This window comes from Aquabacterium sp. (assembly GCF_034003525.1).
Lineage (GTDB): Bacteria > Pseudomonadota > Gammaproteobacteria > Burkholderiales > Burkholderiaceae_C > Aquabacterium.
This window is the reverse complement of record NZ_JAVEYN010000018.1, coordinates 40,907-63,560: the sequence shown is the minus strand read 5'-3', so window position 1 is coordinate 63,560 and position 22,654 is coordinate 40,907. Positions and strand designations below refer to the sequence as shown.

Here is a 22,654-nt window from a genome sequence, read left to right as displayed (position 1 = left end):
CTCAAACCCCAAGCTTGCCAACAAGGTTGTCCACAGGATGCGGGGATAAGTCAGGCCTGGCCTGCGTCCTCGGGGCCTTCACGGCCCTCGTGATGGGCTGAGCCTTTGGCCTTGGCCTTGTGATGCGGCCCCTCGCCCGTCCCGCCGTCCTCGGCTTCCTCTGTCTCTTCCCACAGCTCGGTCAGCTCCTTGAGGCGCGCCATCACCCGCTGGTTGAGGCTGTCCGCCGGGTACTCGCCTTGCGCGTCCGGCTCACCGGCCGGGATTCCGGTCAGCAAGGCAATGGCCTGGTCCACGCTCTCCACCGCCCAGACGTGGAAACGCCCGGCGGCCACGGCGTCCACCACATCGTGGCGCAGCATCAAATGCTGCACATTGGACGCCGGGATCAGCACCCCTTGCTCGCCCGTCAAGCCGCGCGCGGCGCAGATGTCAAAAAACCCTTCGATCTTTTCATTGACGCCGCCAATCGCCTGCACCTGCCCCAGCTGGTTGATCGAGCCGGTGACCGCCAGCGATTGCCGGATCGGCGCCTGGGCCAGGTCTGACAGCAGGGCGCAGGTCTCGGCCAGCGAGGCGCTGTCGCCGTCGATGTGGCCATAGGACTGCTCGAACACCAGGCTGGCCGACAGTGACAGCGGCTGGTTGCGGGCGTAACGCCCCCCCAGGAAGGATGACAGGATCAGCACGCCCTTGGAGTGCAGTGCGCCCGAGAGCTTGACCTCGCGCTCGATGTTGAGCACCTCGCCTTCGCCCAGGCGCGTGATGGCCGTGATGCGGCTGGGCTGACCAAAGGCGGCATCGCCCAGGTCGAGCACCGACAGGCCGTTGACCTGCCCCTGCACGGCCCCCTGCGTGTCGATGAGGATGATGCCGCGCAAGATGGCCTCGTTCAGCTCCGAGCGCACGCGATCGTGGCGGCGGATCTGGGCGTCCATGGCCTGCTGCACATGGGCGGCGGCCACCGTGCCATGGCCTGACTGGCGGGCCCAGTAATCGGCCTCGCGCATCAGATCGGCCACGCGGCGGATGTGGGTGCTCAGGCGCTGGGCGTCCTCCACCATGCGGGCGCTGAAGTCAATCACGCGGGCCACGGCGCCGCGGTCAAAGGGCAGCAGCTTGTCCTTGCGGGTGAGGGTGGCCACCATGCGCGCATACAGCATGTGCGTATCGGGGTTGCGCTCGATGCGGTCTTCGAAATCGGCCGACACCTTGAACAGCTCGCCAAAGTCCGGGTCGTACGCCTGCAGCAGGTAGTAAAACAGCCGGTCGCCAAACAGGATGACCTTGACGTGCAGCGGGATGGGTTCGGGCTCCAGCGAGACGGTGCTCACCAGGCTGTACATCTGCGCCAGCGACTCCAGCCGGATCTCGCGTGACTGGATGGCGCGCTTGAGGCTTTCCCAGGCGAAGGGCTGCATCAGCAGCTTGCGCACGTCCAGCAGCAGGTAGCCGCCGTTGGCGCGGTGCAGGGCACCGGCCTGGATCAGCGTGAAATCGGTGACCAGGGCACCGAACTGTTGCAGGTGCTCGATGCGGCCGATCAGGTTGCCGTAGGTCGGGTTGTCTTCGGTGACCACGGGAGCGCCCGCGCCCGCTTTCTGGGTGACCAGCACGTTCACCTGGTAACGGTGGAAGCTCTCGTGCGTGACGAAGGCCAGCCCGCCGCCGAGCTGCGTGGTCTCGTCGGGGTTCTTGAAGTCATCGACATGCTCGACCATGTCCTGCTGCACGGCGTCCAGATAGGCCAGCACGGCGGGCACATCGGCGAAGTGGGTGCGGACATCGTCCAGGGCATGCTTGACGGTCAGCAGCGTGTTGTCCTGGTTGAGCTGCTTGAGCTGTTCGGCGCGCTCCTTGCGCCAGCGCGGCAGCATCTCCAGGATCTTGCCGAGCTTGTCCTGCAGTCCGCTGATGGCGGTGGCAATGCGTTGCTTCTCATCGTCGGGCAGTTTGTTGAACTCGTCGGGCGGCACGACCTCGCCCTCGCGGGTGGGGACGAAGGTGAAGCCGCTCGGGGTACGCAGCAGGAAGATCTGTTGGCTTTCGGCCTCGTCGCCCAGGGCTTTGAGTGCGGCTTCTTCACGCTGGCTGAAGGCGTGCTGGATGGCCTCGGCCTTGGCCCGGTACTCGTCGCTCTCGAACAGGCCCGGGATGGCGCTGCGCAGGTAGTCCACCAGCTTGGCCATCTGGTCGCGCAAGTCGGCACCCCGGCCGGGTGGCAGGCTCAGGGCCTGGGGCTTGTGGGGCTGCTTGAAGTTGTGCAGATAGCACCACTCCGGTGGGTCGGCCTCGGTGGGCGTTTTGCGGGCCAGCAACTGGCGCACCATGCTGCGCTTGCCCATGCCCGAGGGGCCTTGCACATAGATGTTGTAGCCCTCGTGGCGCATGCCGGTGCCGAACTGCACCGCTTCCATGGCACGCATCTGGCCGATGAGGTCGCCCAGGTCTTCCAGCTCGGCGGTGGTCTGGAAATCGAACTGATGCGGGTCGCAGGTGTGGTGCAGTTGTGCGGCAGGCAGGGCGGGCAGGTCGATCACCGAGGTCATGGCAGGTGGGCGCGCTGCGCGGGGCAGCGGCTAAGCAGCGATGTGACCAGTTTGCACCAAGGTGGGCTCGACGCACATCTGGTTGCGCCCTCCGTGTTTGGCGCAGTACAGGGCCTGGTCGGCTCGGGCGATCAGGGCATCTGTGGTGTCGCCGGCGGTGCGCCATTGCGCCACGCCGATGCTGACGGTGCAGTTCAGGTCCTCGCCACCCCAGGGAATGGGCAGGTGGCGGACACCGTCACACAACTTTTCGGCCAGATGGCAGGCCTCGGTGCGGTGGGTGGCGGGCAGCAGCACCGGGAATTCCTCGCCGCCCCAGCGGGCCACCACATCGGTGGCGCGCAGGTGCTGGCGCAGGTGTTGGGCGACTGTGCGCAAGGTGTGGTCACCCGCGGCATGGCCCAGCTTGTCGTTGACCTGCTTGAAATGGTCGATGTCGATCATCAGGGCCGAGAACGGGGTGCCCATGCGTCGGGACCGCTGTCGCTCCTGGGTCAGCACATCGTCCATGGCATGGCGGTTGAGCAGGCCCGTCAGGCGGTCGTGGCGTGCGGCGCGGCGCAACTGCCCACCCAACTTGAAGATGACCAGTCCGAACAGCGTCAGCTCCAGGCTCAGCGACAGCAGCACCCACAGCATGGCCGTGGTCAGGCTGATCGAGGTGCCGGCGATGCTGGCCTGGATCAGGCGCTCGGGTTCGAGCAAGGCCATGATGGCGCGGTGGCCCAGCACCGCCGCTCCCAGCAGGCTGGGCAGGGTGAACATGAGCATCCAGCGGCTGTGCGCGATCTCATGGCGCATGAATCGGAAGATGATCCGCGTGATCCACAGGCCGCACAGGCACGACAAGGTGGAGATGGTGGCCACTCGCCAGGGCGCATCGGCGTGGTTGGGCCACAGCCACAGCGCCGACGTCAGCAGCAACATGGCCGCGATGGACGGGCGGTCTTGCAAGGGCTGGCGGGTGAACAGCAGCAACCCACGTGCTTGCAGCAGCAGCGCAGCCATGAACAAGGTGTTGCCCAGCAGGCGCACCGGCTCCAGCTGGGCGTGGGCGCTGAAGACAAAGTTCAGGAAGGAGCCGCCGCTGAGCAAGGAAAAGCCGGCCCAATGCCAGGCCGGTCGGCGCACGTCTTTGAGCAACCAGCCCGTGGTCAGCCAGCCCAGCGCGATCACCAACTCCTGGAGAAAAGCCATCGCCAGGCCAATCTGTGCGGGTTGCCAATCGTTCAGGGGGGGCATGTCGCGAGGCGGTGTGGAGGCGGAGAAGACCGGAACGCCCCGACGGGTGTCGAAGCGGGCAAAGGGGGGCACGGCGCCACGAGGTGCTAGAGTGCCGGGCGTCAAACACCGGAAAGCACTCTGGCCAGCGCCTCACCTGCGAGAGAAGGCGGCCTGTGCAGCGGCGAAACAGTATTTGTACCAGAATGTTGTGAAGATTGGAACATGAGCAGCAGCGCACATTGGTTGTACCTGGTCGTGGCCGGTTTGTTCGAGATCGGCTGGCCCCTGGGCCTGAAGCTGGCCTCCACCCCCTCGATGAAGCTGTGGGGACTGTTGATCGCCGTGGTCTGCATGGGCCTGAGCGGCCTGTTTCTGTGGCTGGCGCTCAAAGGCATCCCCATGGGCTCGGCCTATGCGGTGTGGACCGGCATCGGCGCGGCCGGCACCTTCCTGGTGGGGGTGTTCTTCTTTGGCGATCCCAGCCTGCTGCTGCGCTGGCTGGGCCTGGGTCTGATCGTCGCCGGGGTGGTCTGCCTGAAACTGGCTTGATGACCGTTCAGTTCAGGTCAGCGGGACGCTGAGGGCGCATCAGCCCTGATTTGCGTGGTCGGGTTGCTTGTCGGTGTAGCGCGTGTGGATGTCGGCCACGGCGTCCCGCTGTGTCACCAGCGCATCCACACACGCCGCATCCAGTTTGCCTTGCTCGACCAGATGCTGCAGTTCGGCAAAGGCCTCGTCCAGCGACCATTCCTTTTTGTAGGGGCGCAGCGCCGTCAGCGCATCGAAGATGTCCGCCACGGTCACGATGCGGGCTTCCACCGGGATGGCGTCGCCCCGCAGCCCTTGCGGGTAGCCTGAGCCGTCGAGCATCTCGTGGTGATGCTGCACGATGTTGCGCAGCAGATCGCTTTCCGGAAAGTGGCGGTCACCCTCCTTGCCGATGATGCGTTCGATGATCTCGACGCCCTTGGCCACATGGGTGTCCATGATGGCGCGCTCTTCGGGGTCGAGGCGGCCGGGCTTGAGCAGGATGCGGTCAGGGATGCCGATCTTGCCGATGTCGTGCATCGGGGCAAACAGGTACACGCCCTCAACGAACTCGTCGTTGAGGCCACGCTGGGGTGCAATGGCGCGTGCGATCAGGCGCGAGTAACGCGCCATGCGGTCGAGGTGGGCGCCGGTTTCGAAGTCACGCAACTCGGTGAGTTCCCGGGCCAGCTTGGTCGACTCGATCACGGCACGGATGGTGGCCATCTCGCTGGCGATCATCATGCTGATCAGGCTGGTGTAGAGCACCAGGTCACGCTGCACTTCGGAGGTGAAGGCCGCCCGCTGACACGAGTCGAAGAAGACAAAACCGAGCAGCTTGCCATGGTCGAACAGCGGCACGGTGAACGACGATTGGTAGCCCTGGGCCTTGAGCCACTGGCTGTGGGCCGTGTCGGCCTGGATGGCCGAGGCGATGTCGTCGAGCACGCGGAAGTCGCCACTCTGGGCGAGTTGGCTGAGGGCGTGACTGTTGGACAGCGAGGCCTCATAGCCTACGAGGGCCTGGCCAGTGCGTGTGCTGTTGATGAAGGTCTTGAGCTGATCGTCCTTGGCCTCGTAGAGCGCGCAGGCGATGCGGTCCACAATGGGGACGGTTTCCAGCAGGCGGGTGTGCAGGGCGGACAGACGCTCCGTCAGGGTGCCGGAGTTGGCGATGACCGCCAGGGACGCGTGGTACATGGATCAGGGAAAATCAGGAGAACGGTGGAGCTTATACCGGTTTCCGAAAACCCCAGCCCAGTCATCGGTGATGGGCGGGGGCGAGTTGTCCCCGGAAGCTGTGGACAACCTTGTGCGAAACACTTGTATGAATCGATTCGCCCCTGGGGGTGGGCCTGGTCTGCTCAAAAAATGGGCATCAGGTGGCTGGCCGGTCTGCGGTCAACAGGCGGGTTCGTTGGCCCCAGCGGTTGAGCCACAGCGAGGCCAGGATCACGGTGCCGCCGGCCACCAGACGGGGCAGGTCGGCCTCGCGGTTCCAGATGAGCACGTTGACCAGCAGGCCCGCGGGCACATGCAGCTCGTTCATGATGGCCAGCGTGCCGGCGTCGACCCGGGTGCTGCCCAGTACCCACCAGTACATGCCCAGGGCGGTGGCGAACACCCCCATCCAGCCCAGCACGCTCCATTGCAGCAGGGTGTGGGGCAGTTTGCCGGCATCGCCCCACCACAGCCAGGCGGGCACCGCCAGCACCAGCGCGCCCAGGAAAAAGTGGCCGAAGAAGCGGTAGAGCGGCTGCGGCGTGGGGTAATGGGCCAGCAGGTGACGGCACAGCACCTGGCCGGCGGCAAAGGTGAAGTTGGCGATCTGTAGCAGCACAAAGCCCCACAGGTAGTCGCCGGTGAGAGGCTGGAAGCGGATGATGATCCCCCCACCCACGGCGACCGCCGCCGCCACGAGCGCCCACAGGTTGAAGCGACGCGCCAGGGCATCGTCGATCATGGTGACGTAGATGGGGGTGAGCACCGTGAACAGCAGCACTTCGGGCACGCTCAGCACCTCGAAGCTGCGGTACAGGCACAGGTAGGTGACGCCGAACTGCAGCGCGCCGGCCAGCCAGAAGCCACCCAGCAGCGCACGCGGCAGGCCACGCCAGAGCGTGAAGGGGGCAAAGATCAGGGCGGCAATGCCGACGCGCACGAGCACGGCAAAGTCGCTGTCGACCTGGCCGGCCAGGTATTGGCCGATCAGGCTGAACGAGAAGGCCCACAGGGCGGTGACGATGAGAAGCTGCGGCATGGGGCGCTGACTATATCGCCCTCATGCTCGCCCTCACGTCGTGAGGCGCGCGACCGTGACAAAGATGACAGGCGCGGGCGCCGAACCTGCTTACACTGTGAACTGCATGACCTTGCCCTGATCGGGGCCCCTCTTTCCCCTGCTCATGGCGCGCCATCCTGTTGTTCAAGCCCTGCTGGTTTTCGTGCTCGGGCTGGCGGTCACCCTGGGGGTGGATCTGTACGGTCAGCATCGTGCCGAGCAGGTTTTGCTGCGCCAAAGCAGCGCCCAGCTGGAAGCGGCCAGCCAGCGCTTGACGCTGGCGCTGGCCGACGTGCTGCAGTTGAGCAAGGAGCTCGCGGCCCGCGTGGTCACCCATTCGCCTCTGCATGAGGCCGCATGGCAGCGGCTGGCCGCCGAGACGCGCTCCCGGCATCCGCACATTGTCAACCTGACGGTCTCCCGGGGCACGGTGGTGGCCCATGTCTACCCCACGCGTGCCAACCAGGCGGTGCTCGGACTTGATTACCGCCTGCGACCCGCTCAGATGGCCGGGGTGCGGCTGGCCATCGAGGCCCGCCAGGGGGTGCTCACAGGGCCGGTGCGCCTGGTGCAAAGTGAGCGGCTGGGCATGATCAGCCGTGTGCCGATGTTTGCAGCTCCTGAGGGCGGTCGGCCCGGCGCCTTGCTGGGCCTGGTGTCGGTGGCGGTGGACCTGGATGGCCTGCTGTCCGAGGCTGGGCTGGGCCCGGAGCAAGGGTTGTTCGATTATGCGATCGCGTTCGAAGCCGGCGCGGCGACAGGCGGGCAGATGGTGCTGGGCGATGCCCGCCTGCTGCATCCCGACAGCTTGAGCGTGTCGGTGCCGCTGTCGCACGGCCAGTGGCGGATTGCCGCGCGACCCAAACCTCAGGTGCTGGCGCAGGCCTGGCCTGCGTGGTCGGTGCGCATCGGCGGGGTGCTGGTGTCGGTGTGCCTGGCCTGGCTCACGGTGTACCTGGGGCGCATGCTGCGCACACGGGCTGAGTTGGCGACCCCCACACCGCAGCGCGATCAGCGCAGCGTGGGCATGCAGTTCACCATCGTGGGCGCGCTGTTGTTCATGGTCTTGCCCGCCGTGGTGGTGCAGGGCTGGTTTGCCTACCGCACCGCTGTCAGCACCGCCGAGCGTTTCCAGGAGGATCTGGCCAGTGAAGTCGGTGCCCGCGTGTACGACCAGGTCGTGCAGTTTTTCGAGGTGCCCAGCCGGGTATTGAGCTTCAACGCCGAGCAGTTCCGCTCGGGCGCCTTGAACCTGAGCGACACCACGGCGGTGAGCCGCAACTTCCTGCTGCAGATCCGCCAGCAACCCTTGCTGACCTTCCTGTCTGTGGGGACGGCGCAGGGAGAATATCTGTCGGCCAGTCGGCCGCCCGTGGGCCGCGACAAGGGCTTGCGACTGCTGGAGGCGCGCCTCGACCAGCAGCGGGTGATCCACATCTACAGCGTGGACGATGCCCACCGTCGCGGCGAGGTGCTGTCGCGAGGCAATCTCCACTTTGACACGCGCACCCGGCCCTGGTTCAAGGCGGCCGTGGCGGCCCAGGGCCCGAGCTGGTACCCGGCCTACCGCTACGCCATCAACGACGAGGCGGGCGCCTACGATGCCATGGGGATCGGCATGTCCGCACCGCTGTTGGACCCGCAGCAACGCTTCATCGGCGTGGTGACCGCTGACGTGGCCCTGTCGCAGTTGCAGGTCTTGCTGTCGGGCATCACCCGGGACTTGGGTGGGGTGGCGTTTCTGGCGGAAAGCGACGGCAAGCTGCTGGCCGCATCCACCCATGAGCCGGTGTATCGGCTCACCGACCGCGGGGTCGAGCGGGTGGCGGCCCAGGCCAGCGACCACCCCTTGATCCAGGCGGCTGGCCGTGCCATCCGCGAGCAGGGCCAGGCACGAGGGCGCACCTTCCGCGAGCTCGATGGCGAGCGCCACCTGATTGACTGGCGGACCTACCAGTTGCCCGATGGACCGAGTCTGATCATGGGGGTGGTGCTGCCGCAGAGCCGCTTTGCGGCGCCCAGCGAGGGCGTGCTGGGCAATGTGCTGCTGGTGGCCATGATGCTCATGGCGGGCGGCATGCTGGCCGCCTGGGTGCTCAGTGAACGCCTGGCGCGCCCCTTGGTGAACCTGAGCCAGTGGGCGGCACGCCTGGGGCAGGGCGACTGGTCGAACCCGCACAACACCGGCAGCGCCATTGCCGAGGTGCAGACCCTGTCGCACGCCCTGGGGCAGATGGCGGGGCAGATCCGCGACCACACCGAGGAGCTGACCCGGCAGGTGGCCGAGCGCACGGCCGAGCTGGAGGAGGCCAACCGGGTGCTGTCCAAGCTGTCGCACACCGATGGCCTGACCGGGGTGGCCAATCGCCGCCGTTTCGACGAGATGCTGGCGCAGGAGTGGGCGCGGGCGATGCGCTCGGGGCAGGCCCTGGCCCTGATCATGCTGGACGTGGACCACTTCAAGTTGTTCAACGACCGCTACGGACACTTGGCGGGCGATGACTGCCTGCGCAGCATCGCGCGGGTGCTGACCGAACAGTGCCGTCGCGCCGGGGATCAACCCGCGCGCTATGGCGGCGAGGAGTTTGTCATTTTGGTGGCCGAAGACGACGGGGCCGGAGCCGTGCACCTGGCCGAGCGTGTGCGCCATGCCATCGAGGCGCTGGCCATTCCCCACCTGGGCAGTGCCCACGAGGTGGTGACCGTGAGCCTGGGGGTGGCGGTGGCACAACCGCGCTTGGGCGATGACGCGCAGACGCTGATCAGCCGTGCCGATGCGGCCCTGTACCGGGCCAAGCACGGCGGCCGCAACCAGACCAATCTGGCCGACGCGGAGAACGACGGCGAGATCGGCGCCTGAGCCTGAGCAGTGTTGCGCCGCGTTGCGGCAGGGTGTGTCAGGCGGCGTGTGCGGCCAGCAACTGAGCGACCATCGCGATGGCGATCACGGCGGGTTCTTTGCCCTGAATGTCGGGCAGGCCGATGGGACAGGTCAGGCGATTCAGGGTCGCGGCTGAGATGCCTTGCTCAGCCAGGCGGTGCAGAAAACGCGCCCGCTTGGTCTGTGAGCCGATCAGGCCCGCAAAGCGGAAATCGCCCCGACGCAGCACGGCATCGATGATCTTCAGGTCCAGATCGTGCCGATGCGTCAGCACCAGGTGACAGGCGTTCGGGGGGGCGTCAAGCACCTCGCGTTCGGCCGCCTCGGTGGGCAGCCACTGGATGTGGTCGGGCAGGGCAGCCAGCTGCTCGGGCGCCGGCAGCCCAGCTTGGGCATCCCATTGCGGCAGATCGTCGGCACGTTCGTCGATCCAGCGCACGCTGCAGTCCAGATCACTGAGCAGCTTGACGATGGCTTGGCCCACATGGCCGGCGCCGTGCAGTTCGACATGAAAGCGGGGCGGTGGCACCTGCCAGGCGGCCAGACTGGTGTCGCTCAGCGCTTCAAAGCGCAGGGTCACGATCCCGCCGCAGCATTGGCCCAGGGTGGGGCCCAGCGGGAAGGTGTGCGTCCAGCTTTCCGCAGGCAGGCCCTCGCGCAGCGCCTGACGCGCCAGGTCGATGGCGCGCCATTCCAGATGTCCCCCGCCGACCGTGCCCCGCACTTCGTCGGGCGTCACCAGCATGCGGGCGTCCTGATCGCGCGGGGTGGAGCCCCGGATGTCGTCCACGCTGACGATGCAGGCGGCGCGCCCGTCTTGCAGCCAACGCGTGGCACGGGCGTGCAGGCTGCGTGGCGTCAGGCGGTCGGGGGCGCTGGATGCGGTGAAGCTCATGCGCTGAGCGGGTCCAACGCTTGCGCCTGGCGTTGCACCGCCTGGATGGCATCGAGAATGGCCTCGGGCGTGGCCGGGGCGCGCAATGGCGGGTCAATGCGGTGCCCGCCCACGCTGGAGATGGCATCGCGCAGCGCAAAGAACACCGAAAACGGCAGCAGCAGCGGCGGCTCACCGACCGCCTTCGAGCGGTAGATGGTGTCCTGCACATTGCGGTTCTGGAAGAGCTTCACGCGGAAGTCCACCGGGCAGTCATTGGCCGTCGGGATCTTGTAGGTGGACGGGGCGTGCGTCATCAGCTTGCCCGTGTCGGGGTGCCACCACAGCTCCTCGCTGGTGAGCCAGCCCATGCCCTGCACGAAGGCGCCTTCGATCTGGCCGATGTCCAGCGCCGGGTTGATCGACTGCCCCACGTCGTGCAGCACATCGGCGCGCAGCACGCGTGATTCGCCGGTTAGCGTGTCCAGCAGCACCTCGCTCACGGCCGCGCCGTAGGCGAAGTAGTAGAAAGGGTGGCCCTGCATGGTCTGGCGATCCCAGCTCAGGCCGGGGGTGGCGTAAAACCCGTCTGACCAGAGCTGGATGCGGTTCAGGTAGGCGTCGTTGACCACGTCTTCGAAGCTCAAGGCCTGCTCGCCGGCCCACACCTGATCATCCGCAAAACGCACTTCGCTGGCGGACACGCCCAGGCGGGTGGCGGTGCGTTGGGCCAGTCGTTCCACGATCTGCTGCGCTGCGTTGGCGGCGGCCTTGCCGTTCAGGTCCGAGCCTGTGGAAGCGGCCGTGGCCGAGGTGTTGGCCACCTTGCTGGTGTCGGTGGCGGTCACGCGCACGCGGTGGGCGCTCACGCCCAGGGTGTGCGCCACCATCTGCGCCACCTTGGTGTTGAGGCCCTGGCCCATCTCGGTGCCGCCGTGGTTCACCAGCACGCTGCCGTCGTTGTACACGTGCACCAGCGCGCCAGCTTGGTTCAGGTGCACGACATTGAAGGAGATGCCGAACTTCAGCGGGGTCAGGGCCAAGCCCTTTTTCAGGATGGGGCTGCTGGCATTGAAGGCGGCCACGGCTTCGCGGCGGGCGTGGTAATCGCTGCTGGCCACCAACTCGCGGATCAGGACGGGCAGCACGTTGTCGACCACCTTTTGCCCATAGGGTGTGGTGTCGCGCTCACCCACGCCGTACAGATTGGCCAGGCGCACCTCCAACGGATCGCGCCCCACCTTGCGGGCCAGCGAATCCATGATCAGCTCAATGGCCATCGCACCTTGGGGGCCGCCAAAGCCCCGAAACGCCGTGTTGCTTTGCGTGTTCGTGCGCGCGCAAAAGCCCTGGGCGTCCACCGCCGGCAGCCAGTAGGCATTGTCGAAGTGACACAGCGCGCGCGTCATCACCGGCGCCGACAGGTCGGCCGAAAACCCCGCACGCGACACCATCTCGATCCGGGTGCCCAGGATGCGGCCGTGCTCATCGTGGGCCACGTCGAAGTCGTGGATGAAGCAGTGGCGCCGCCCGGTGATCAGGATGTCATCGTCGCGGTCAGGTCGCAGCTTCACCGGGCGTTGCAGCGTGTGCGCGGCCAGGGCGGCCACACAGGCGAACACGGCCGATTGCGACTCCTTGCCGCCAAAGCCACCGCCCATGCGGCGCGATTCCACCTGCACATGGTGGGCGTGCAGGTTCAGTGCGTGCGCAATCGCGTGCTGCATCTCGCTGGGATGCTGGGTGGAGCTGTGCACCAGCAGGCCGCGGTCTTCACGCGGGATGGCGTAGGCGATCTGACCTTCCAGATAGAAGTGCTCTTGTCCGCCCAGGTGGAAGCGGCCCTGCAGACGCTCGGGCGCTTGCGCGAACGCGGCGTCCACATCCCCACGGCGCAGGCGCATGGGTGGCACCACATACTGGCCGGCCGCATGGGCCTCTTCCGGGGTCAAGATGGCAGGCAGGGGTTCGATCTGAACAAAATCTTTCGTGCGTGCGGCGGCGCGGCGGGCCAGCTCGCGCTGGGTCGACAGCACCACCAGCACGGGCTGTCCCAGGTAGCGCACATCACCGCTGGCCAGGATGGGGTCATCGTGGACCAGGGCGCCGCAGTCATTGAGGCCAGGGATGTCGGCGGCGGTCAGCACGGCCACCACGCCGGGCAGGGCCTTCAGGCCGGCCACGTCGATGTGGGTCAGGCGGCCATGCGCCACGGGTGACAGGCCGAGCGCCGCATGCAGCGTGCCGGCCAGCTCGGGCAGGTCGTCAATGTAGGGCGCGCGCCCGGCCACATGCAGGTGGGCCGATTCGTGGGGCAGGGGCTGGCCCGCCACCCGGTCAGGGCTCACAGAGTTCGATGTCATCACAAGCCCTCCTTGTCACACAGGTGCCGGCCAGATCTGGGTCTGGGTCGATGGCAGGGGCGCATCCGGACGGGTCTCCATCCAGAAACGCTTCAACAAATTCGCGGCCACGGAGTGGCGGTAGTCGCGGGTGGCGCGCAGGTCGGTCAGGGGTTGGAAGTCCTGCGCCAAAGCGGCCTGGGCGGCTTGCAGCGTGGCTTCATTCCACGGGTGGCCAATGAGTGCAGCTTCGGTGAGCGTCGCCCGACGCGCCGTCGCGGCCATGCCGCCCCAACCCAGTCGCGCCTCGGCAATGAGGCCATCCTCCAGGCGGATCATCAGCCCCGCGCACAGCGCCGAGATGTCGCTGTCACGCCGCTTGGACACCTTGTAGGCCCGCAGCACGTCACCCCGCGCGGCCTGGGGTAGCGGCACGCGCAGGGCCTGCACAAATTCACCTGGCTGCAAGGCGTTGGCCATGTAGCCCAGGTAGAACGCACTCAAAGGCAGCTCGCGGGTCTGTTCGCCCTGGCGCAGCACCAGCGAGGCGCCCAGGGCTAGCAAGATGGGAGCGCCATCGCCAATCGGTGAGCCGTTGGCCACATTGCCGCCCAGCGTGCCGGCATGGCGCACGGGGGGCGAGGCAAAGCGCAGCCAGATCTCGCGCAAGGCGGGCACATGGCGGCTCAAGGTGGACCAAGCTGCTTCCAGCGACACGCCTGCGCCGATCTCCAGCCCCTCAGGCTGAGCCGGGTTGACGCCCCAGGGGGTGATCTGCTGCAGTTCGCGCACGCGGCCCACATACAGGATGTCGCCCAGCGCCTTGAACTGCTTGTTCACCCACAAGGCCACGTCGGTGCCGCCGGCCAGCACGCGGGCCTGGGGCAGGGCCGCCCGCAGCCGGGCCAGCTCGGTCAGCGTGGTGGGGGCAAAGAAACGGGTGGTCTGGTCGGGCGCAGCGGGGTCCGGGCCTTCATAGACCAGATCGGGTTGATCGGCCAGGGTGCTCAGGGCCTGCAGGTAGGCCGAGGGGTCGAAGTCGACGCGCGGCGCATCGAACATTTGTTTCCCCGCATCCAGAATCGGCCGGTAGCCCGTGCAGCGGCACAGATTGCCCGCCAGCGCATCCGCCAGGTCCGCACGTGGCGGCGCCTGCTCATGGTGCTCGTACAGGTTCCACAGCGACATCACGAAACCCGGTGTGCAAAAGCCGCACTGCGAGCCGTGGCAATCCACCAGGGCTTTCTGACATGGGTGCAGCGGTGCATCCGCGCGGGGTTGCAGGTCTTCCACCGTCAGCAAGGCCTGTCCGTCGAGCGTGGGCAGGAACTGGATGCAGGCATTCACCGTGCGCTGTTGCCAGGCGCCGCTGGCAGGGTCACGCTCGCCCAGCACCACGGTGCAGGCGCCACAGTCCCCTTCGGCACAGCCTTCCTTGGTGCCGCTGCAGTGCGCCGCTTCACGCAGCCACTGCAACACCGTGGTGGTGGCGGGCACGCCGCTGACCTCCTTCACCTCGCCTCGGTGAACGAAGCGAATGGGGCGGGAGGGCCGGGGCTCGGCAGGGGCGCTCATCAACAGGTCTCCTTTTGTACAGCTCATTATGGCGAGGATGGAATGCAAGCGGCGTGCCGACGCATTGACGCCAGGGTGGCAAAGTTGGCCCGATCAGTGCTTGTGCATGCTCTACCATCCATGATGCTCACCGGTCCGCTGTTCTTTGTCTTGTATGAATGCCCCTGATCCTGTGTCGCTGACAAGCGAAGCCCCTCAGACAGACGCTGCCTTGCGGCGCGTGCTGCGGGCGGACCTGCTCGACTTCACCGCCGACCCTGGCTTTGCCTTGCCCCAAGAGGCCACCGGGGTGCGCTGGCGCCCGGATCACCTGGTCCTGATCGAAGATGGCCACATCCACGCCGTGCAGCCGGCCGACCAGCCTGTCCCCGCTGGCTGGCAGTCCGTGCCGCAGGAGGACCATGGCGGCCGCCTGTTGATGCCCGGCTTCATCGACACCCATGTGCACTGCCCGCAACTGGACGTGATCGCCAGCTTTGGCACGGCCTTGCTGGACTGGCTCAACACCTACACCTTCCCGGCCGAGAAGCGTTACGCCGACCCGGAAGTCTCCCAGCAGGGGGCGCAGCGTTTCTTGTCGGCGCTGTGGGCGCATGGCACCACCAGCGCCGTCGTGTTCCCCACCGTGCACAAAGTCAGTGCACAGGCCCTGTTCGAGGCCGCCCATGCACAAGGCATGCGCCTCATCACCGGCAAGGTGCTGATGGACCGCCACGCCCCCGACGGCCTGCGCGACGACGTGGTCCAGGCCGAGCGGGACTGCATCGATCTGATTGACCGCTGGCACAACCAGGGCCGTCAGGCCTTTGCGGTCACCGTGCGCTTTGCGCCCACCAGCACGCCCGCGCAACTGGCCATGGCCGGCCTGCTGTGCCAGACCTACCCCGGCACCTACATGCAGACCCATGTGGCCGAGAACCAGGACGAGATCCGTTGGGTGGCCGAACTGTTCCCCGACGCGCGCAGCTACCTGGATGTGTACGACCGCGACGGCCTGCTCGGCCCGCGTGCGGTGCTGGCCCACGGCATCTGGCTGGACGCCAACGACCGCGCCGTGCTGCGCGAACGCGGCGCCCAGATTGCCCACTGTCCCTCGTCCAACCTGTTCCTGGGCAGCGGCCTGTTCGACTGGGCCCAGGCGCAGCGTGAAGGCGTGGCCGTGAGCTTGGCCAGCGACGTGGGCGGCGGCACCAGCCTGTCCATGCTGCGCAACATGCAGGACGCCTACAAGATCCAGGCGATGCTGGGCAACCGCCTGACTGCTTGGAAAGCCCTGCACGCCGCGACCCTGGGGGCCGCGCAAGCCCTGGGCCTCTCTCACGAAATCGGCCAGATCGAACCCGGCCACATGGCCGATCTGGCGGTGTGGGACTGGGCCCACGGCCCTGTGGCCGAACACCGTGACCGCCTGGCACGCGACTCGCATGCATCCTTGCACGAACGCGCCTTCGTCTGGATGACCCTGGGTGACGAACGCAACCTCGTGGAAACCCTGATTCGGGGTCAAACGGTGTTCCAATCTCCGCTTTGACCGAGCGCCCCTGTTCTTTGGCTTGACCCATTTCTGACCACCACCCTCATGAGCTACCGTCTTGAACTGAGGCGCATCACCAAGCAGTACCCTGGCGTGCGCGCCAACGATGCGGTGAGCCTGAAAGTGCGACCCGGCGAGATCCACGCCGTGCTCGGCGAAAACGGCGCAGGCAAGTCCACGCTGATGAAGATCATCTTCGGCGCCGTCAAGCCCGACGAAGGCGAGATCCTTTTCAATGGCCGCGAGGTGCACATCAAGTCACCGCAGGAAGCGCGCGCCCTGGGCATCAGCATGGTGTTCCAGCACTTCTCGCTGTTCGACACCCTCAGCGTGGCCGAAAACGTTTGGCTGGGCCTCGACAAGTCCATGAGCCTGGCCGAGGTCACCGCCCGCATCCGCGAGGTGGCCGGCGAATACGGCCTCGACATCGACCCCACCCGCACCGTGCACGACCTCAGCGTGGGCGAGCGCCAGCGCGTCGAGATCGTGCGCGCCCTGATGACCAACCCCGAGTTGCTGATCCTGGACGAGCCCACCTCGGTGCTCACGCCCCAGGCCGTCACCCGCCTGTTCGTGACCCTGCGCCACCTGGCCGAAAAGGGCTGTGCCATCCTCTACATCAGCCACAAGCTCGATGAGATCCGCGCCCTGTGCCACCACTGCACCGTGATGCGCGGCGGCAAGGTCACCGGTGAGGTGGACCCGACCAAGGAAAGCAACGCCAGCCTCTCGCGCCTGATGATCGGCGCCGAGCCGCCCGAACTGCGCCGTGCCGCGCCTGTGTTGGGCGACGTGGCCTTGTCGGTGCGCCAGCTCAACGTGCCGCGCAACGACCCCTTCGGTGTCGACCTCAAAGACCTGGCTTTCGAGCTGCGTGCCGGCGAAATCCTGGGCATTGCCGGCGTGTCAGGCAACGGGCAACAGGCCCTGATGGCCGCGCTCAGCGGCGAAGACCTGCGCGCGCAGCCACGCAGCATCTTCCTGTTTGGCAAGGACATCAGCCGGATGTCGCCACGGCACCGCCGCCACTTGGGCCTCAACAGCGTGCCCGAAGAACGCCTGGGTCGCGGCGCCGTGCCCACCATGTCGCTGGCCCAGAACACCTTGCTGACCCGCACCGATGCCATCGGCCCCGGTGGCTGGCTCCGCATGAACGGCGTGGTCGGCATGGCCTCCGAGCTGATCGAGCGCTTCAAGGTCAAGGCTGCTGGTCCGCAGGCGCCCGCGCGCAGCCTGTCGGGGGGCAACTTGCAAAAGTTCATCATGGGTCGCGAGATCGAGGCCGAGCCCAAGGTGCTGCTGGTCTCCCAGCCCACCTGGGGCGTGGACGTGGGCGCGGCTGCCCAGATTCGGGGCGAGTTGTTGAAGCTGCGCGATGCCGGCTGCGCCGTGCTGGTCGTCAGCGAGGAGTTGGACGAATTGTTTGAAGTCAGTGACCGCCTGATGGTGATGGCGCAAGGTCGCCTCTCGCCCAGTCTGCCCGTGGCCGAGGCCACCATCGAGCAGATCGGTGCCTGGATGAGCGGCCTGTGGGATGCGCCTGCCGCCGTGAACGAGGAGGGCGCCCATGTTCAAGCTTGAGCCCCGTCCCGTCCCCTCGAAGGCGCTGACCTTCGCCTCGCCCCTCATTGCGCTGTTCATCACCGTCGTGATCGGCGTGGGCCTGTTCGTCGCCCTGGGCAAAGACCCGGTGGCGGGCCTGCGCATGTTCTTCATCGAGCCGCTCAAGAGCCCCTACGCCCTGTCCGAGCTCAGCCTGAAAGCCACCCCCCTGATCCTGATCGGGCTGGGGCTGGCCGCGTGCTTCCGCGCCAACCTGTGGAACATCGGGGCCGAAGGGCAGTTCGTCATGGGCGCCATCTTCGCCGGCGGCGTCGCCATGCAGGCCACGCCGGACACCGGACGTTGGATCGTCGTGGCCGTATTGGCCGCCGGCATGCTGGGCGGCATGGTCTGGGCCGGCATTGTGGCTGGCTTGCGTGACCGCTTCCACGCCAACGAAATCCTCGTCAGCTTGATGCTGGTCTACGTGGCCGAGATGCTGCTGAGCTACCTCGTCTACGGCCCCTGGAAGGATCCTGCGGGCTACAACTTCCCGCAAACCATCACCTTCCTGGAAGCCACGCGCGTGCCCAAGCTGATGACCGGGCTGCGCATGAACATCGGCCTCATCCTCGCTCTGGTGGCGGTGGCGGGCTTTGCCATCTTCCTGTTCCGCACCTACGCGGGCTTCCAGTTGCAGGTGGGCGGCCTGGCGCCGCAGGCAGCGCGCTACGCCGGCTTCTCGTCGCGCAAGGCGCTGTGGACGGCGCTGCTGCTGTCGGGCGGCATGGCCGGCCTGGCCGGGGCGCTGGACGTGGCGGGCCCGCAAGGCCAGCTCACGCCCTATGTGCCGCTGGGCTACGGCTTCGCGGCCATCATCGTCGCCTTCGTCGGGCGCTTGCACCCGGTCGGTATCGTCTTCTCGGCCATCCTGATGAGCATGTTCTTCATCGGCGGTGAGCTGGCGCAGTCGCGCCTGGGCCTGCCCAAGGCCATGACCGGTGTCTTCCAGGGCCTGTTGCTGTTCACGCTGCTGGCGTGTGACACCTTCATCCACCAACGTCTGCGCTGGGCGAACGCCAAATGACCGAAGTCACCTCCTTCATCACTGCCGATTCGCTGGCGCTGCTGATCGCCGCGACCCTCAACGCGGGCACCGTGGTGGCCTTGGCCGCCCTGGGCCTCTTGCTCAACGAGCGCGCTGGCGTGCTCAACCTGGGGGCGGAGGGCATGATGCTCGTCGCAGCCATCGCTGGTTTTGCCACGGGCGTGGCCACCGGCAACGACTGGCTGGCCTTTGGTGCCGGGGCCCTGGCCGGGGCCGTCATGGCTGGCGTGTTCGGGCTGCTGGTCATCTGGCTCAACACCAACCAGTACGCCACGGGGTTGGCGCTCAGTTTGTTCGGATCGGGTTTGAGCGCGTTCGTGGGCATCCGCTACACGCAAGAGCGCCTGCCCGAGCGCCCGCATTTCGACATCCCCTGGCTGTCTGACCTGCCGTTTGTGGGCACGGCCTTCTTCAAGCACCACCCGCTGGTCTACATCGCGGTGCTGCTGGCCGTGGGCCTGACCTGGTTCCTGATGCGCTCGCGCCCCGGCTTGGTGCTGCGTGCGGTGGGCGAATCCCCCGAATCGGCGCATGCCCTGGGCTATGCGGTGCGTCCGATCCGCCTGCTGGCCGTGATGGGTGGCGGCGCGCTGTGCGGCCTGGCCGGTGCCTTCATTTCCTTGTCTTACACGCCGATGTGGGTCGAGGGCATGGTGGCCGGCAAGGGCTGGATCGCGCTGGCGCTGACCACCTTCGCCACCTGGCGCCCGGGACGCGTGCTGCTGGGTGCCTACCTGTTTGGCGGCGTCACCATGCTGCAGTTCCAGATGCAGGGGCAGGGCGTGGCGATTCCCAGCCAATTCCTGACCATGCTGCCGTATGTCGCCACCATCGTGGTGCTGGTGCTGATCTCTCGCAACCCGACCTGGATCCGCCTGAACATGCCGGCTTCTTTGGGCAAGCCCTTCCATCCGGGGCATTGAAATGGCCCATTCAGCTGGCATCATGGGCCGGCATGATCATTGCTGTATACAACTTTGTCATTGGTCTGGGTCTTTGTCCGACCCGCTTTCACACCTGGAGATGAGATGACTACACCTTTGTCCAAGCGTTCTCTGTTGAAGATGGGCGGCTGGGCCGCTCTGGCTGCCACCGCCGCGCTGGTCGGTTGCAGCAAGTCCGAGCCTGAAGCCACGGCGCAGGCCACGTCCGAGGCGGCACCTGCCGCCAGCGCGGCCGAGCCCCTGCAGATCGCCTTCGCCTACGTCGGCCCGGTGGGCGATGCCGGTTGGACCTACGCCCACAACGAAGGCCGTCTGGCCGTCGAAAAGGAATTCGGCGACAAGGTCAAGACCAGCATCGTCGAGAAGGTGCCCGAGGGCCCCGAGGCCGAGCGCGTGATCCGTGACCTGGTGGGTCAGGGTGCCAAGCTGGTGTTCGGCACCACCTTCGGCTACATGGAGCCCATGCTCAAGGTGGCCGCCGACCATCCTGACGTCAAGTTTGAGCATGCCACCGGCTACAAGACCGCCGCCAACATGCGCACCTACGACGCCCGCACCTACGAGGGCGCCTACATGGCCGGTGTGATCGCCGGTTCGATGACCAAGACCAACACCCTGGGTGTGGTGGGCTCCATCCCCATCCCCGAGGTGATCCGCAACATCAACTCCTTCACCCTGGGTGCACAGAGCGTCAATCCCAAGATCAAGACCAAGGTGGTGTGGGTGAACGCCTGGTTCGATCCTCCCAAGGAGACCGAAGGCGCGCAAAGCCTGCTCAACCAGGGCGCCGACGTGCTGTTCCAGAACACCGACTCGGCCGCCGTGCTGCAGACGGCAGAGAAGGCCGGCAAGTACGCCTTCGGCTGGGACTCGAACATGAGCCACTTCGGTCCCAAGGCCCACCTGGCCTCGGCCGTCATCAACTGGGGTCCGTACTACATCAAGGCCACCAAGGACGCCCTGGAGGGCACCTGGTCGACCGGTGGTGTGTGGTGGGGTGTGAAGGAAGGCGCCATCGACCTGGTGTCCGTTTCTGATGTCGTGCCCGCCGAGGTCAAGACCCAGGTTGAGACCATCAAGGCCGGCCTGAAGGACGGCAGCTTCACCATCTGGAAGGGCCCGATCGTGGGCACGGATGGCAAGGAAGTGCTGGCCGCTGGCGCCACGGCCGACGACAAGTTCCTCGGCGGCATCAACTTCTACGTCAAGGGCGTGGAAGGCTCGGTCCCCTCCAGCAAGTGAGTCCTCAGCGGCCGTGTTGAACACGGTCGCATCTCACGCTATAACAGGCTGTCCCGCGTGGACGGCCTGTTGTCTTTTCCGTCGACCGTTCTCGTTCGACCTTTCTCACGATTCTTTTGCCGCGACAGCGCGTTACCCTCATGAGCCAGCCCGCCTTCACCATTCCCCAGGATCAGTTGCCCGCCTTGGTGCAGGCCATGCCCAAGGCCGAGTTGCACATGCACATCGAGGGCTCGCTGGAGCCTGAGCTGATCTTCGCCCTGGCGCAGCGCAACGGCGTCACGCTGAACTATCCCAGTGTCGAGGCCCTGCGTGCAGCCTACGCCTTCACCGACCTGCAAAGCTTCCTCGACATCTACTACGCTGGCGCCTCGGTCTTGCTCAAAGAGCAGGACTTTCACGACATGGCCTGGGCCTACTTCCTCAAGGCCAAGGCTGACAACGTCGTCCACAGTGAATTGTTTTTCGACCCCCAAACCCACACCGACCGGGGCGTGCCCTTCGAGGTGGTGATCCAGGGCCTGCACAGCGCCTGTGAGCGCGCCCGCACCGAGCTCGGCATCAGCTCGGCCCTGATCATGTGCTTCCTGCGCCACCTCAGCGAAGAAGCCGCACTGGAGACGCTGGAACAGTCGCTGCCCTATCGCCACCTGTTCATCGGCGTGGGCCTGGACTCCAGCGAGCGTGGCCACCCGCCTGAAAAGTTCGCCCGCGTCTTCGCACGCTGCAAGGAACTGGGCCTGCACCTCGTCGCCCACGCCGGCGAAGAAGGCCCGCCCGAGTACATCATCAACGCGCTCGATGTGCTGCATGTGGAGCGCATCGACCACGGCGTGCGCTGCGTCGAAGACCCGGAGTTGGTCAAACGTTTGGCTCGCCAGGGCACGGCGCTCACCGTCTGCCCGCTGTCCAACATCAAGCTGTGCGTGTTCCAGACCATGAAGGAGCACAACCTCAAGACCCTGCTGCAGCACGGCCTGAAGGTCACCATCAACTCCGATGACCCGGCTTATTTTGGCGGCTACATGAACCAGAACTTCCTGGCCACCTTCGCCGACCTGGATCTGGACGCCAAGGACGCCTACACCCTGGCGCGCAACAGCTTCGAAGCCAGCTTCGTGAGCGATGCCGTCAAGGCCGGCTGGATCGCCCAGCTCGACCAGACCTTCGCCCGTTTCAGCGCTCAGGCCTGATCCTGCGTGGCAGCCACCTTGAGTCAGGCTGGCATCTGACCTGACTCAGGCCTGCTCGTCCACCGTCACGGGCACGCGCTTGCCCGGGCGCGCATCCGCATTGCGGTCGGGAATGAACTGCAGCGACGACAGCGCGGCCAACAACAGGGCAGGGGGCACCGTGGCGATGTAGCCCAGGTGCTTGAACCCCAGCGCGCCCAGCAGGCCGCCCAGAAAGAACATCAGCACCAGGCTCAGGTGCAGGCGCAGGCGCCGCAGGTTCGCCCGCACGGCTGGGTGCTCCGGGCTGTCGGGCGTGCGGTTCCAGTACAGCAGGCGTCCCAACTCGATCCCGATGTCCGTCACCATGCCCGTCACGTGCGTGGTGCGGATCACCGAGTTCGACACCTTGGTGATCATCGCGTTCTGCAAGCCCATGATGAAGCACAGCAGCACCACGGTCATGATCAGCGACGAGCCAATCACGCGGTGGTAGGCACCCAGCACCCCGAAGGCCAGCATCAGGATCGCCACCAGCAAGAGCGGCGCGGAAAACTCATGCCGCGAGCGGCGCCGACGCGCCCAGTTGATCATGATGGCCGAGGTGGCCGCGCCCGCCAGAAACGACAGCACCGAGATCAGCGCGCCCTTGACCAGGTCCATCTGGCCCAGCGCCAGGTGGTCGGCCATCTCGGACACCAGCCCCGTCATGTGTGAGGTGTACTGGCTCACCGCCAGAAAGCCGCCCGCATTGATGGCGCCGGCATTGAAGGCCAGGAACAGGCCCAGGTGAACATCGGTACGCCGGGTGCGTTCCGGCGCGGTCAGGGTCCGCAGGTACTCGACGGGCATGGCTTG

The 22,654-nt window shown here is 66.5% G+C and carries 16 protein-coding genes; 8 read left to right on the top strand and 8 right to left on the bottom strand.

The window, feature by feature from the left end; genetic code table 11:
• Window positions 1–50: 50 nt before the first annotated feature.
• On the bottom strand, window positions 51–2,549 hold the full coding sequence (locus RBT42_RS11565) for an ATP-binding protein (protein WP_320365234.1): 2,499 nt from the start codon (window positions 2,547–2,549) through the stop codon (window positions 51–53).
• A gap of 30 nt (window positions 2,550–2,579) precedes the next feature.
• Complete coding sequence (locus RBT42_RS11560) at window positions 2,580–3,791, bottom strand: GGDEF domain-containing protein (RefSeq protein WP_320365232.1); 1,212 nt, start codon at window positions 3,789–3,791, stop codon at window positions 2,580–2,582.
• A gap of 204 nt (window positions 3,792–3,995) precedes the next feature.
• Between RBT42_RS11560 and RBT42_RS11555 the strand changes: the two genes are divergently transcribed.
• Window positions 3,996–4,322: a multidrug efflux SMR transporter gene (locus RBT42_RS11555; protein ID WP_320365231.1), complete on the top strand. Its 327-nt coding sequence runs from the start codon at window positions 3,996–3,998 to the stop codon at window positions 4,320–4,322.
• 39 nt (window positions 4,323–4,361) lie between these two features.
• Here RBT42_RS11555 and RBT42_RS11550 read toward each other — a convergent pair whose 3' ends face one another.
• Window positions 4,362–5,501: an HD-GYP domain-containing protein gene (locus tag RBT42_RS11550; RefSeq protein ID WP_320365229.1), complete on the bottom strand. Its 1,140-nt coding sequence runs from the start codon at window positions 5,499–5,501 to the stop codon at window positions 4,362–4,364.
• 178 nt (window positions 5,502–5,679) lie between these two features.
• Window positions 5,680–6,561: an EamA family transporter gene (locus tag RBT42_RS11545; protein ID WP_320365227.1), complete on the bottom strand. Its 882-nt coding sequence runs from the start codon at window positions 6,559–6,561 to the stop codon at window positions 5,680–5,682.
• A 145-nt stretch (window positions 6,562–6,706) separates the two neighbouring features.
• Here RBT42_RS11545 and RBT42_RS11540 point away from each other — a divergent pair, with 145 nt between their 5' ends.
• A complete protein-coding gene (locus RBT42_RS11540) occupies window positions 6,707–9,442 on the top strand; it encodes a diguanylate cyclase (RefSeq protein ID WP_320365225.1) in 2,736 nt (911 codons plus the stop codon).
• Window positions 9,443–9,479: 37 nt separating this feature from the next.
• Here RBT42_RS11540 and xdhC read toward each other — a convergent pair whose 3' ends face one another.
• Genes xdhC through xdhA form a run of 3 tightly spaced genes read right to left on the bottom strand, consistent with a single transcriptional unit; the run spans window position 9,480 to window position 14,254 of the window.
• Window positions 9,480–10,358: a xanthine dehydrogenase accessory protein XdhC gene (xdhC, locus tag RBT42_RS11535; protein WP_320365223.1), complete on the bottom strand. Its 879-nt coding sequence runs from the start codon at window positions 10,356–10,358 to the stop codon at window positions 9,480–9,482.
• A complete protein-coding gene (xdhB, locus tag RBT42_RS11530) occupies window positions 10,355–12,700 on the bottom strand; it encodes a xanthine dehydrogenase molybdopterin binding subunit (protein ID WP_320365221.1) in 2,346 nt (781 codons plus the stop codon). The genes xdhC and xdhB overlap by 4 nt, the downstream gene beginning before the upstream one ends.
• A gap of 15 nt (window positions 12,701–12,715) precedes the next feature.
• Window positions 12,716–14,254, bottom strand: coding sequence for a xanthine dehydrogenase small subunit (gene xdhA / locus RBT42_RS11525; protein ID WP_320365219.1), 1,539 nt, complete (start codon window positions 14,252–14,254; stop codon window positions 12,716–12,718).
• A 154-nt stretch (window positions 14,255–14,408) separates the two neighbouring features.
• Here xdhA and guaD point away from each other — a divergent pair, with 154 nt between their 5' ends.
• From guaD to RBT42_RS11495, 6 genes are all read left to right on the top strand, one after another.
• On the top strand, window positions 14,409–15,785 hold the full coding sequence (guaD, locus tag RBT42_RS11520) for a guanine deaminase (protein WP_320365217.1): 1,377 nt from the start codon (window positions 14,409–14,411) through the stop codon (window positions 15,783–15,785).
• Between the two features lie 48 nt (window positions 15,786–15,833).
• Window positions 15,834–17,369 carry an ABC transporter ATP-binding protein gene (locus RBT42_RS11515; protein ID WP_320365215.1) on the top strand — a complete coding sequence of 512 codons (1,536 nt, stop codon included), beginning with the start codon at window positions 15,834–15,836 and terminating at the stop codon, window positions 17,367–17,369.
• Window positions 17,356–18,417 (top strand): ABC transporter permease, encoded by a 1,062-nt coding sequence (locus tag RBT42_RS11510; protein ID WP_320365213.1) that lies wholly within the window; start codon window positions 17,356–17,358, stop codon window positions 18,415–18,417. Before RBT42_RS11515 ends, RBT42_RS11510 begins: the two co-directional genes overlap by 14 nt.
• Window positions 18,414–19,361: an ABC transporter permease gene (locus RBT42_RS11505; RefSeq protein WP_320365211.1), complete on the top strand. Its 948-nt coding sequence runs from the start codon at window positions 18,414–18,416 to the stop codon at window positions 19,359–19,361. Before RBT42_RS11510 ends, RBT42_RS11505 begins: the two co-directional genes overlap by 4 nt.
• Before the next feature lie 105 nt (window positions 19,362–19,466).
• Window positions 19,467–20,624, top strand: coding sequence for a BMP family ABC transporter substrate-binding protein (locus tag RBT42_RS11500; RefSeq protein WP_320365209.1), 1,158 nt, complete (start codon window positions 19,467–19,469; stop codon window positions 20,622–20,624).
• Between the two features lie 140 nt (window positions 20,625–20,764).
• Entirely contained in the window at window positions 20,765–21,817 is a 1,053-nt protein-coding gene (locus tag RBT42_RS11495) for an adenosine deaminase (RefSeq protein WP_320365207.1), read from the top strand.
• Window positions 21,818–21,862: 45 nt separating this feature from the next.
• On the opposite strand, the gene RBT42_RS11490 is transcribed toward RBT42_RS11495, so the two are convergent.
• The gene (locus tag RBT42_RS11490) at window positions 21,863–22,648 is read right to left on the bottom strand and encodes a YoaK family protein (protein WP_320365205.1); all 786 of its coding nucleotides are present in this window, start codon (window positions 22,646–22,648) and stop codon (window positions 21,863–21,865) included.
• Window positions 22,649–22,654 lie beyond the last annotated feature (6 nt).